We start from the raw sequence: 12506 nt of genomic DNA, 5'->3' as shown, positions 1-12506 counted from the left end.
CCCTGCAGAGTCCGGGCTGAATACGCCCCAACTGCGCGATCCGGCCAGCAATCCGGGCACGCTCGCGGTGATGCCCTCCCTTGCACAGTCCGGGCTGAACACCTTCGAACTACGCGACCCGGCCGGCAGCCCTGGCACGCTCGCGGCGATGCCCTCCCCTGCAGAGTCCGGGCTGAATACGCCCCAACTGCGCGATCCGGCCGGCAGTCCGGGCACGCTCGCGGCGATACCCTCCTCCGCACAGTCCGGGCTGAATACGCCCCAATTGCGCGATCCAGCCAGTCAGCCGAACATGCTCTCGACAATGCCCCCCCCTCCTGAGCCCGGGCCAAACACGACCGAGCTGCGCGATCCGGCCAGCAGCCCGAGCACGCTCGCAGCCGTCCCCGGCAACGCCATGAGTGGTGCAGCAGTCACCGACCACATCACTGATCACCTTCGGACACCGCTGCGGGACTCGTCCTGGGCCGGCGACCTGGGTCAGAAGCTGTTGTGGTTTGCCAGCAATGAAAAGCAGCTCGCCCACCTGACCCTGCATCCACCGCAACTCGGATCGATAGAGATCACCCTGAACCTGGAGAAGGACGGCGCTACCGCTCACTTTGTCTCGCCCAATGCCGATGTGCGTGGCGCCATCGAAACGGCGGTGCCACGCCTGCGCGAGATGTTCGCCGGTACAGGAATCGCTCTCGGGCAGGTGAGTGTCGGCAGCGAGTCGTTCCGTCAGCAGCCGGACGGACAGCAGGAATCGTCGCACCGGCCCCGTCCACAGGCTGATAACGCTATACTTGGCAGCGATTCCGCCAACGGCCTGTCAAGCAAGACCTTCGTCACCCAGCGCGGCCACGGGCTGATCGACATTTTCGCGTAGCAATAGCCGCCCAGCCGGGACGAAGCACGCTTATCGGCATGGACCAGGCTGCACACCCAGGGAGAGAACTGCCGCATGGCCAAGGATGCAAAGCCCGTAACCGAGGGCGTGGACGCCCCACCAGCGAAGAACAACAAGAAACTGTTCATCATCATCGCGATCCTGGTGCTGGTTCTCGGCATCGGCGGGGTAACCGCCTTTCTGATGTTGAGGCATTCCCCGGAGCAGGGCGACGATGACGGCGAAGTCGCCGTGGAAAAAGTCAAACCGGTCAAGAAGAAGAAAGTTGACAAGAATGCACCGCCAGTCTATATCCCACTCGATGCCTTCACCGTCAATCTTGTCCCGGAACGTGGTGATCAGTTTCTGCAACTGGTCCTGTCGGTCGAGGTCGACGATCCGCAGACAGGTGAGCAGCTCAAGGTGTACATGCCGAAGCTGCGCAATGACCTGACCTTGCTGCTGTCGAGCAAGAAAGCCTCGGATTTGATCAGTACCGAAGGCAAGGAGAAGCTGGCGCGGGAGATCATGGAAAAAATGAACGGCGTTCTCGACCCGGCCGGCAAAGGGAAGAGCCGTGACGGGCCAATCAGAGAGGTGTTATTCACCTCGTTCATCATTCAATAAACTGCAATGAGCGCCGATTTTCTCTCCCAGGATGAAGTCGACGCCCTGCTCAAAGGCGTCAGCGGCGAAGCCGACGAACCCGAAGAGATTCAAGAGGCTGGCGAGGGTCCCCGTCTATACAATCTCGGAACGCAGGAACGGATCGTCCGGGGGCGCATGCCGACGCTCGAGCTGGTCAATGAGCGTTTTGCCCGTTACCTTCGCATCGGTCTTTTCAACTATATGCATCGCAGCGCCGAGATCTCGGTGGGCTCGATACGTGTGCAGAAATACAGCGAGTTTACCCGCAACCTGGTGGTACCGACCAACCTGAATCTGGTCGCCGCCAAACCATTGCGTGGTACGGCCCTGTTTGTCTTCGACCCCAGTCTGGTCTTTCTGGTGGTAGACAACATGTTCGGCGGCGACGGCCGCTTTCACACGCGTGTCGAAGGCCGGGATTTCACCGCCACCGAACAACGCATCATTCATGGACTGCTGGCAGTTGTATTCAGCGAATATGGCCGCTCATGGAAGCCGGTCTACGATCTCGCATTCGAGTACATCCGCTCCGAAATGAACTCGCAGTTCGCGAACATTGCCACACCGTCCGAGATCGTCATCGCAACGACTTTTTCGCTGGAATTCGGCGGCTCAAGCGCGGACATGCACATCTGTTTCCCCTACTCGATGATCGAACCGATTCGCGATTTGCTGTACAGCTCCATGCAGAGCGACCAGCTGTCAACCGATCGACGCTGGATCATCATGTTGCGCAATCAATTGAAACATGCTGAAGTCGAAATTACGGCCCAACTGGCCAAGCAGACGGTGACCCTGCGCGAGATTCTCAGGTTGAAAATCGGCGACGTCATCCCTCTTGAAGTCCCCGATAAAATCGTCGCGCTGGTCGACGAAGTCCCCCTGCTGGAATGCCGCTACGGACAGCAACGTGGGCAGTACGCGCTCAAGATCGAGCGTTTCATGACCTCCGAAATCGCGGAGGCTTCCGTGGGAGAAAGCAATGGCTAAAGAAACCAACGATTACGCGTCTCCGACGACTGACGACACTGAAGATGACTGGGCGGCGGCAATGGCTGAACAGGCCATGGCTGACGCAACACCCGCCGCCAGGGCACAACCCGCCAACATCTTCCCGAGTTTCGATGACTCGGACCACAAGACTTCGATGATGAACGAACTCGACATGATCCTGGACATTCCCGTCCAGATCTCGGTCGAACTCGGGCGCACCAAAATCACCATCAAGAACCTCCTGCAACTTGCCCACGGTTCGGTCGTCGAACTGGACGCCATGGCAGGTGAACCGCTGAATGTCTTCGTTAACGGCACGCTGATCGCACAAGGCGAAGTGGTGGTGGTCAACGACAAATTCGGCATTCGTCTGACCGATATCGTGACCCCCTCCGAACGGGCGCGCAAAATCGGACACTGAGCGTCTCTGCCGGACATTTTTCTGGCCGATCACGACGTTTTGACCTTCTCTCCACTTGCTTTAAGATAGTGGCTCGTCTCCCAGTCTGGCCGACCCTCTTGATTCGTCACTGCAAACCCATTGGCCGTCACGGCACCCGCGAGGTGGGCCGTTTGCTGTTCGCCCTGCATGCGGGCAGCGCCTTCGCGCAGGCTGCCGAAGCGCCTGGCGTTTCGGCGAGCATGTTGCTGCAGACCGTTCTGGCTCTGGTCCTGGTCATCGGCGTTCTGTTTCTCGCCGCGTTCTTGCTGCGCAAGCTCAATGGGGGCCGCGGATTCGGCAGCAGTGGCCCCTTGCGCGTCGTGGGTGGTCTGATGATTGGCACCCGTGAGCGAATCGTGCTCGTTGAAATCGGCGACACCTGGATCGTTATCGGCCTCGTGCCTGGCCAGATCCGGACCCTGCACACGCTGCCGAAAGGCGATCTCAACCCTGCCGGCGATGGCGAGCGGCATTTTGCGCAGTGGCTGAAACAGATCACCGAGCGCAAGAATGAAGGCGGTTAAGCACCTCCCCTGGATGCTTCTGCTCGCACTCGTCGCGCCAGGGGCTGCCTGGGCCCAGGCCGGCGGGCTGCCGATGCTGACCAGTACGCCAGGCACCGGTGGCAGCCAGACCTACACCTTGTCGATCCAGACTCTGCTGACGCTGACGGCACTCACTTTCCTGCCGGCTGCGCTGCTGATGATGACCAGCTTCACACGCATCATCATCGTCCTCTCGCTGTTACGGCAGGCGCTGGGCACCCAGAGTTCGCCGCCGAATCAGGTGCTGATCGGTCTCTCGCTGTTCCTGACCTTTTTCATCATGTCCCCGGTACTCGACACGGTCTACAGCGATGCCTATCTCCCCTTGTCGGAGAACCGGATCAGCTACCTCGAGGCCATTGATCGAGGGGCGGTGCCGCTGCGCAAGTTCATGCTCAAACAGACCCGTGAGGCCGACATCGCCCTTTTCGCGCGCATGACCAAGACCGCGAACTTCGCATCGGCCGAAGACATTCCGATGCGCCTGCTGATCCCGGCGTTCATCACCAGCGAGCTGAAGACGGCCTTTCAGATCGGCTTCATCATCTTCATCCCGTTCCTGGTCGTCGACATGGTGGTTGCCAGCGTGCTGATGTCGATGGGCATGATGATGATGTCGCCGGTGCTGGTGGCGCTGCCCTTGAAACTGATGCTGTTCGTGCTCGTCGATGGCTGGCATCTGCTGCTCGGATCGCTGGTCGCGAGTTTTGCCACATGACCCCCGAGCTGGTCATGGATATCGGGCGCCAGGCAGTCGAGATGACCTTGCTGATGTCCGCACCGTTGTTGCTGGCCGCGCTGCTGATCGGCCTGATCATCAGCATCTTTCAGGCAGCGACCCAGATCAACGAGCAGACTCTCTCCTTCATTCCCAAGCTGGTGGGGATGTACCTGATCCTTCTTCTGGCCGGCCCGTGGATGCTCGAGCTGATGGTCGACTATGTGCGGCGGCTGTTCGAGAGCATTCCGCTCCTGATCGGCTGAACGCCGCATGATCAGCCTGAGCGCTGCCGAGATCAACGCCTGGGTGGTGGCCTTCTTCTTCCCGCTGGCGCGCATTCTGGCCGTTTTCGCCGCGGCTCCGCCATTCGACCATCCTGCCCTGAGCACGCGTGTCCGATTGCTGCTCGGCCTGGCGATCAGCATCGCCATCGTGCCCGTACTGCCCGGCGTGCCGCCGCTGGATCCGGCGTCGGGAACCGGCCTGCTGATCCTGGCGCAACAACTGCTCGTCGGATTCGCCATGGGTTTTTCCATCCGCCTGGTGTTCACCGCGGTGGACATGGCGGGCCACCTGATCAGCCTGCAGATGGGTCTCGGCTTTGCCACTTCATATGACCCGCAGACCGCCGGCCAGACTGCAGTCATTTCGGAATTCATGGGACTTCTGGCCTTGCTGGTGTTCCTGGCCATCAACGGCCACCTGATGGTGGTCGCCACCCTGGCGCACAGCTTTACGGTGCTTCCCGTCAGCACCCAGGGTTTCACAGCGGACTCCTGGAGGAGACTGGCGAACGCGGGCGCGATCATCTTTTCTTCGGGTCTACTGCTGGCACTGCCCATCATCGTCGCCTTGATGATCAGCAACCTGGCCCTGACGATTCTGAGCCGCGCCGCACCGCAACTCAACCTGATGGCCATCGGCTTTCCGCTGACCATCGCGCTCGGATTCGCCGCCTTGGTGGTCGGCCTGTCGTATCTGGGCGCCCCCCTGCAACAATTGTTCGAATACGGCCTGGAGTCGATGCTCGGAAATTTGCATATTGCCCGCTAAAGTTTTCCAGCGGCGAGTCGTAAGAAAAAGTGTCAGCGAAACAATCGCCACACAGGACGGGCCGGCAGACACCTCAGAGGCAGATCACCGGGAACCCGAAGTTATTCGACTCAGTCAGGAGAAGGAAAATGCCCCAAGTCATCAACACCAACGTCGCGTCGTTGAACTCGCAACGCAGCCTCAACATGTCGCAAGCCTCGCTCTCCACCTCGCTGCAGCGCTTGTCCTCGGGCCTGCGCATCAACAGCGCCAAGGACGACGCCGCCGGCCTCGCCATTTCAACGCGGATGAGTTCACAGATCACCGGCCTCAACCAGGCTTCGCGCAACGCCAATGACGGCATTTCGCTGGCGCAGACCGCGGAAGGCGGCCTGCAGAGCATCACCGACTCGCTGCAGCGGATGCGCGAGCTGTCGGTACAGGCCTCCAACGCCACCAACACCGCCACCGACCGCGCCGCCTTGCAACAGGAAGTCGACACGCTGGTGCAGCAGATCAATACTGTCGCCAGTCAGACCGCATTCAACGGCGTCAAGCTGCTCGACGGCACCTTCAACGCGCAGTCCTTCCAGGTCGGGGCGAACAGCGGCGAAGCGCTGACGATCAGTTCGCTTGCCAGCGCCAAAGCCGATGCGCTGGGCGTCGGCACGACTTCCTCGTTCAGTTCGACCACCGCCGGCGCAGTCGCCACCGGGGCCATTGCCGCCGGCGGCATCACCGTCAATGGCTATGGCATCGGACCGAGCGTGCGGGACGGCCTTTCCGCAGCGGGAAGCAACGATAGCGCCATCTCCAAAGCGGCGGCCTTCAACGCCGTGTCGGGCCAGACCGGAGTGACGGCCAAGGCAAGCGCCACCACGTTGACCGGCGTCGCGAACACGGCACAGGCTGCCATCGCTGGCGATAGCACCGACTTCATTTATGTCAATAACGTCAAACTGGGTGCCATCGCGGCAGGAGCAGACGCCATCACCCAGGGCGCCAACGTCGCCGCAGCATTCAATGCCGTTTCCAACCAGAGCGGCGTCACCGCCACTTTCAGCACTTCGACGGGCGCGGTCTCGCTGACCGCTGCCGATGGCCGCAACATCAGCCTGATCGGCCGTGGTACAGGGGCTGATGTCGCGAACACCGGTTTGACCGTCGGCGACGATGCCGGCGTCAACAGCAACATCGTCGCTGCCGGCGCCAGTACCGGAGCCGCCCTGGCTGCCGGAGATCTGACGATCAATGGCTACGATATTGGCGCAGTTGCCGCCGATGCTGCCGCGACGCCAGGGAACAATTTGGCTGCCGCGATCAATGCACTGACCAGCAAGACCGGGGTTACGGCAACCAATGCCGCTGGCACCCTGACCTTGTCGGCCGGCGAGGGACAAGCCATCACCATCAGTGGCAACCTGGCGCACGCAACCGCTACGGCAACCGCCACCGGCTTCAGCGCAGATCAACTCGGCGCAGGTGCCGACGAAACCGCCAATGCCGCATCTTCCAATGCCATCATTACGCGAGGCAACATCACGCTAAACACTACGAATAGTGCCGGCATCACCCTGAGTGGTTCCGACATTGCACGCTCCGGACTGAGTTCAGCCTATACGGCTGCCACGGCCACATTTGGCGCCGGCATCGCCAGCGTTGATCTGACCACCGCCACCGGTGCGCAAAATGCCATCGCAATGATCGACTCGGCGCTGGCGAACATCAACTCGAGTCGGGCCAACCTCGGTGCGCTGCAGAACCGCTTTGCCAGCGTCGTCAGCAATCTGGCGACCACCTCGGAAAACCTGACGGCCTCGCGCAGCCGCATTCTTGACGCCGACTTCGCTGCCGAAACCGCCAACCTGAGCCGCGGGCAGATCATGCAGCAGGCCGGTACGGCGATGCTGGCGCAGGCCAACTCGCTGCCGCAGGGGGTACTCTCGCTGCTACGCGGCTAAGCAAACGCCGTCAAATAGCGCTAAGATCAGGGGCGCGGTCGTGATCAGGCGGTCGCGCCCTGGCGTCTGTTTCTAAGGAGTCCGAGATGAACATTCCATCCACTGCCGCTTCACTACCCCCCCAGAACAATCTGGTCGTTGTCAGCTCTGCGGCACGTGACGTCAAAACAGCGGGCGAAACCAGAACCATTGACCCCACGCTGACCCTGCTGCCGGTACAGCCCCCCGACCGGGCGCAGCTTGAAGCAGCCACCCAGAGCGTCCGCGATTTCGTCAAGCCGATCAACGACAATCTGGAGTTCAGTGTGGACGGAGATTCCGGGCAATTGGTGGTCAAGATCATCGACAGCGCCACCAAGGAAGTGATTCGCCAGGTACCTTCGCAGGAAATGCTGGCCATTGCCAAGGCTCTCGACAGCATCAAGGGATTATTTGTCAAACAGTCGGTCTGACCAGTTGCCTCGCTTGCAGTTCGCAGCTCACAGCCGCAGGAGAAAATCATGACGGTCTCGTCACCGGGCCTCGGCTCGAACCTTGATGTGAACAGCATCGTCAGCCAGTTGATGGCGGTGGAAAAACGACCGCTGACCGTTCTGGCACAGAAGCAGGCCGGCTTTCAGGCCAAGATTTCGGCACTCGGATCGCTGCAGGGGACGATTTCAGCCATGCAGACGGCGGCAGGAAATCTGGTGCCCGTCAGTGGCACGACGGCAGCGCAAAAATTCACGGTTTTGAGAACGTCGGTGGCCGACGCGACGATCGCTTCGGCGACCACGACATCGAGCGCAGTCGCCGGCACCTATCGTCTGGCAGTGACCCAACTCGCCACACAGCACAGCATCGCCACCCCGGGTGGAGCCAGTTCGCCCTTTTCGGGGACCAACGGAACCCTCCCGGACGGCGGTACGCTGACCCTTGCGCTGGGCACGGCAGACGGCGTCACGGTGAGCAAGACGACCGACATCACCATCGCAGATGACGCCACGCCGGAGGCCATCCGCGACGCGATCAACGCCGCCAACGCCGGCGTTGCGGCGCTGGTGATCAATGGAACCGATGGCAAGCAACTCCTGTTGACCAGCGATACTGCCGGCAGCAACCAGGTCATCAAGATTTCTGGAAGTACGGGCCTGTCCTACGTCGCTCCAGAGGCCAGGCACCACAGCGTCAGCACGGACATCGGCGTATTTTCCGGGATCGGCGGCACCCTGCCGGTCAGCGGCACGCTGACCATCAAACTCGGTGACAGCGACGGGTCCAATATCAACAAGACCACCGATGTCACCATTGCCGCTGACTCCACCCCGGAAATGATGCGCGACGCAATCAACAGCGCGAGCGCAGGCGTGACGGCAAAAGTCGTCGACGGCACCTCAGGCAAGCAGCTGGTGTTGACCAGCAACGCCGGCGGCAGCAACCAGTTCATCGAATTGTCGGGGAGCGCCGCCCCTGCCAGCACCCGGTCGGATCCAGTCGAGCCGGCGGATACCTTTACCCAGACGCACGCCGCGCTCGGCGCCACCTTCACACTGAATGGCGTTGCGGTGTCGTCCGCCACCAACACCGTGACGACGGCGATCGACGGCATCACCCTGAATCTGCTGAAAGGCCCGGAAGCGCCCGCGACCTCGCTCAGCACCACACTGACGATCAGCAAGGACAATACCAGCCTGACCACCGGCGTCAACGCGCTGGTCAAGGCGATCAACGATTTCCAGAGCACCGCCAGGAATCTCGGCAGTTACGATGCAACCAGCAAGAAAGCCGGTACGCTCAACGGCGACAGCACGCTGCGGACGGCACAGAATTCCTTCCGCACCGCACTTGGCGAGGTTCCCTCCGCACTCGCCGGCGCCAGCCTGCAACGTCTGTCGGACATCGGTGTCAGCCTGCAGAAGGACGGCACGCTGACCGTCGATGCCGCCAAACTGAACACGGCCATCGGCAAGGATTTCAACGGCGTCGCCAACCTGGTCGCCGCCTACGGCAGCGCAGTCAAGAGCGCTGCCGACGGACTGGTCGGCAGCGGTGGCCTGATTGCCGCTCGTAGCGACGGACTCAATTCGTCGATCAGCAACCTCGGCAAGCAATCGACCGTGATCTCGGATCGGCTGGTCCAGATCGAAGCGCGCTATCGCAAGCAATTCACCTCACTCGACACGCTCATCGCAGGAATGACCACGACCAGCTCTTTCCTGACGCAGCAACTCGCCAATCTGCCCAAGTACAGTAATAGTTAATCGTTCGCCAGGAGTCCGCAATGTTCGGCAATGCACGCAACGCGATTTCAGCCTATCAGAAGGTAGGTATCGATGCAGCCATTGAGGTGGCCGACCCGTACCGGCTGATTCTGCTGCTCTTCGCCGGCGCCCAGACCGCTATCGGCAAGGCCCGCGCCGCCATGCAGCAACAACAGATCGCGGCCAAAGGGGAAGCCATTTCCAAAGCCATCGACATCATCGGCAACGGCCTCAAGGTCAGCCTCGACCTTGAACAGGGTGGCGAGCTCGCCGAGCGCCTCTATGCCCTTTACGACTACATGGTACTGCGCCTGCTGCGCGCCAACCTCGACAACGATTTGCGCGCGCTCGAGGAAGTCGCTGCCCTGCTCGAAGAGATTCATGGTGCCTGGCGAGAAATCTCACCCCAGGCGCAACAAAGAGCCGTTGCATGACTTCCTCGCTGAGCGCGCTCGAGCACCTGCTGGCGCTTGCCGAAGCGATGCTCAGAGCTGCCGAAGACGGGGACTGGGAATTGCTGGCCAGGCACGAGGCCGACCGCCGAGCCCTGACCGACAGTCTGCCAAACCACCTGACAAGCCAGCTCGCACCCGCGGCGGCCATGCGCGCACGTACGCTGATCGAGAATTGCCAGCGCTGCGATGCGCGCATCCGCCCGCTGGTCGAGGCCCGCTTGAACGAACTGCGCGTCGTTCTGCGAGAAGTTTGAGCAATTGTCACGCACGGCCATGATTTTTCGAGACACATCCGATCACAAGATATTCATGGCCGTTTCCCTCCCCCCAACCCCTCCCCCGCGAAGGGGAGGGAAACGGCCATGATCCGCCCCGACGTCGCCAACCGCCTGCAGCCGACTGCCGATCTCACTCTGCGGCCGGCGTCGCCGGGACAGGAGATTACCGACAAGCTTTCCGGCCTCGTTGTCGGACAGCGCTTATTGGCTGAAATCCAATCGCTGCTGCCCAACGGCTCGTACCGCGCGCTGATCAACCAGCGCAGCATCACCCTCGCCCTGCCCTTTGCCGCCAGGAGCGGCGACGCGATCGAGCTGGAGGTCGCCGAGAGCAACGGCAAACTGACGCTGGCGGTGCTGGCAAAAGCAGTATCCGACAGCGGCCAGCGGGGTGTCGAAGCGGCCGCCACCAGTCTGAGCCGCACCGGGCAACTGATCAGCGATCTGCTTGGCGGCACACGCAACGCCGGCCCCGTGGCGCTGCCGCTCAACGGCAATCAGCCGATCGCCGCCCGCCCACCGGCCAACGCCCAGGAGCTGCTACCCTTGCTCAAGCAAGCGATCAGCGAGAGCGGCATGTTTTACGAATCGCATCAGGCAGGATGGGTCGAGGGCCGCTACAGCAAGGCGCAATTGCTGCAGGAGCCACAGGGGAAGCTGCTTCCCCTGGTGACGGTACAGCAAGCAGCAGTTCCCCGGCTCGCGGCCACCCTGGTCGCGACCGCACAGGAATCGTCCCGGGCCAGCGAACCTCGCGGCATGACAGGCGCCACCGGAGAAGCCGCGCAGGCCAGACCGGCAGACCCAAACGTCGCCACCAGCCAGGCGGCTCCCCTGGTGGCCGCACCACCCGATGCGGCTGCCCAGGTCACGGTTGCACAGGAATCGTCCCTGGCCAGCGAACTTCGTGGCATGACAGGCGCCGCCGGAGAGGCCGCGCAGGCCAGGCCGACCGACCCAAACGTCGCCACCAGCCAAGCGGCGCCCCTGTTGCAGGAACCCGAGGGAATACCGGCTCCCGTGTTGGCAGAGCAGCAAACAACGACGCCCCGGCTCGCGCCCCCCCCGGTCGTGACCGTGCAGGAATCACCCCAGGCTGCCGAACTACTCGCCGTGTCAGACACCGCCGTGGAGGCCAACCCAGCGCAGGCCAGGCCGGCAGATCCGATCCCTGCTACCAGCCAGTCGGCCCAGTCTTCCCAAACGCCCCAGCCCCCCCCATCCGCACCGCCTTCCCAGCCCGTCGCCCCGCAGGCACAGGCGATCGTCCAGCAGCAACTCGAAGCCTTTGCGACCCAGAATTTTTCATGGCAGGGACAAATCTGGCCCGGTCAGCAAATCCGCTGGGAGATTGCCAACGAAATTGACCCCCGTGAAAGCAGGGGTGACGGCGCTGCTGATTCCGGCGAGAACAGCGAAAAGTGGCAGACACGGCTGCGTCTGACACTTCCCCAGCTCGGCGAGGTCGATGCCCGGCTGCACATCCAGGGCAAGCAGATCACGCTGGCCGTGGTCGCCCCCGACGCCGGGACCCGCGCACGATTGCGCAGCGAGGTCGCAGCCCTGCGCAGCCAGTTCGAACAGGCCGGCCTGGACCTTGCGTCATTGGGAATTACCGCGCCACCCGCGAGTATCCAGCCCGCTCAATGAGCAGTGGCAGACGCCGCAGCACCCCACGATGCGAAACCGGAAGCAGGCCAATCATGACCAGGCAGGCTCGGCCTCCTGCTGCTGGCCGGCGTGGAAAACCCTGCACGGCCAATGTTCGGGCACGGGCAAAAAAGACTGAATCCGTGAAATAGTTGGCTAAAGTTTTCCTGACGCAAGCCGATGATCTAATCGTCTGACGCGTTTCGATGTGCTCGACCGGCATCCCAAAAAACGCCCTTGCGCATTAATTTAATTTACTTTCAAGACTTTTTTCAGGGCAAGAAAAGTCTCCGAGGAAGAATAGATGTCAATCATTACGTCCCTTACGACCACACAGATCAGTACTCTGGATGCCGGACAAATCGCTGCACTCACGACCAGCGAGATACGAGAACTCTCCACCAGCCAGATCGCCGCCGGCCTCAGCACCACCCAGATCATGGCCATGACCACCGTGCAAGTCGCCGCACTCACCACCAATCAGCTGGTCAATGGTCTCACCACCAGTCAGTTGACGGCAATGGAAACCGCCGATATCGCAGCGCTCAAGAGCAGCCAGGTCGCCGCCCTCACCACCACTCAGATTGCTACCCTGGGCACCGCCCAGGTGGCGGCGCTGACCTCGTCGCAGGTCGCCGCGCTCACCACCAACCAGCTCGTCAACGGCCTG

At 61.8% G+C, this 12506-nt stretch carries 15 protein-coding genes; all 15 read left to right on the top strand.

Annotation, left to right across the window (positions count from 1 at the left end; all coding sequences use genetic code 11):
* Positions 1-871: flagellar hook-length control protein FliK (locus CAPSK01_RS23540; protein WP_273703904.1), on the top strand; the 871-nt coding region annotated here is incomplete at its 5' end.
* A 75-nt stretch (positions 872-946) separates the two neighbouring features.
* A complete protein-coding gene (locus tag CAPSK01_RS16965) occupies positions 947-1498 on the top strand; it encodes a flagellar basal body-associated FliL family protein (RefSeq protein ID WP_034929333.1) in 552 nt (183 codons plus the stop codon).
* A gap of 6 nt (positions 1499-1504) precedes the next feature.
* Positions 1505-2509 carry a flagellar motor switch protein FliM gene (fliM, locus tag CAPSK01_RS16960; protein WP_034929330.1) on the top strand — a complete coding sequence of 335 codons (1005 nt, stop codon included), beginning with the start codon at positions 1505-1507 and terminating at the stop codon, positions 2507-2509.
* Positions 2502-2933 (top strand): flagellar motor switch protein FliN, encoded by a 432-nt coding sequence (gene fliN, locus CAPSK01_RS16955; RefSeq protein ID WP_034929329.1) that lies wholly within the window; start codon positions 2502-2504, stop codon positions 2931-2933. The genes fliM and fliN overlap by 8 nt, the downstream gene beginning before the upstream one ends.
* Positions 2934-3076: 143 nt before the next feature.
* Positions 3077-3478, top strand: coding sequence for a flagellar biosynthetic protein FliO (gene fliO / locus CAPSK01_RS16950; protein WP_273703921.1), 402 nt, complete (start codon positions 3077-3079; stop codon positions 3476-3478).
* Positions 3465-4217, top strand: a complete 753-nt coding sequence (gene fliP, locus CAPSK01_RS16945) for a flagellar type III secretion system pore protein FliP (RefSeq protein WP_034929324.1) — start codon at positions 3465-3467, stop codon at positions 4215-4217. The genes fliO and fliP overlap by 14 nt, the downstream gene beginning before the upstream one ends.
* Positions 4214-4483: a flagellar biosynthesis protein FliQ gene (gene fliQ, locus CAPSK01_RS16940; RefSeq protein ID WP_034929321.1), complete on the top strand. Its 270-nt coding sequence runs from the start codon at positions 4214-4216 to the stop codon at positions 4481-4483. Before fliP ends, fliQ begins: the two co-directional genes overlap by 4 nt.
* 7 nt (positions 4484-4490) lie before the next feature.
* The gene (fliR, locus tag CAPSK01_RS16935; protein ID WP_034929318.1) at positions 4491-5273 is read left to right on the top strand and encodes a flagellar biosynthetic protein FliR; all 783 of its coding nucleotides are present in this window, start codon (positions 4491-4493) and stop codon (positions 5271-5273) included.
* Positions 5274-5401: 128 nt separating this feature from the next.
* Positions 5402-7213: a flagellin gene (locus CAPSK01_RS16930; RefSeq protein WP_034929315.1), complete on the top strand. Its 1812-nt coding sequence runs from the start codon at positions 5402-5404 to the stop codon at positions 7211-7213.
* 86 nt (positions 7214-7299) lie between these two features.
* Positions 7300-7665 carry a flagellar protein FlaG gene (locus tag CAPSK01_RS23535; RefSeq protein WP_273703903.1) on the top strand — a complete coding sequence of 122 codons (366 nt, stop codon included), beginning with the start codon at positions 7300-7302 and terminating at the stop codon, positions 7663-7665.
* 48 nt (positions 7666-7713) lie between these two features.
* On the top strand, positions 7714-9453 hold the full coding sequence (gene fliD, locus CAPSK01_RS23530) for a flagellar filament capping protein FliD (protein ID WP_273703902.1): 1740 nt from the start codon (positions 7714-7716) through the stop codon (positions 9451-9453).
* A 20-nt stretch (positions 9454-9473) separates the two neighbouring features.
* A complete protein-coding gene (fliS, locus tag CAPSK01_RS16915; RefSeq protein ID WP_034929312.1) occupies positions 9474-9887 on the top strand; it encodes a flagellar export chaperone FliS in 414 nt (137 codons plus the stop codon).
* Entirely contained in the window at positions 9884-10162 is a 279-nt protein-coding gene (locus CAPSK01_RS16910) for a flagellar protein FliT (RefSeq protein ID WP_034929309.1), read from the top strand. Before fliS ends, CAPSK01_RS16910 begins: the two co-directional genes overlap by 4 nt.
* A gap of 108 nt (positions 10163-10270) precedes the next feature.
* A complete protein-coding gene (locus CAPSK01_RS16905) occupies positions 10271-11836 on the top strand; it encodes a flagellar hook-length control protein FliK (protein ID WP_034929307.1) in 1566 nt (521 codons plus the stop codon).
* Between the two features lie 304 nt (positions 11837-12140).
* The coding region (locus tag CAPSK01_RS23525) for a hypothetical protein (protein ID WP_273703901.1) at positions 12141-12506 on the top strand (366 nt) is incomplete at its 3' end.

The organism is Candidatus Accumulibacter vicinus, assembly GCF_000584955.1.
Taxonomy (GTDB): Bacteria; Pseudomonadota; Gammaproteobacteria; order Burkholderiales; family Rhodocyclaceae; genus Accumulibacter; species Accumulibacter vicinus.
Note: the sequence above shows the minus strand (reverse complement) of the source record. Positions and strands in the feature narration are given on the sequence as shown.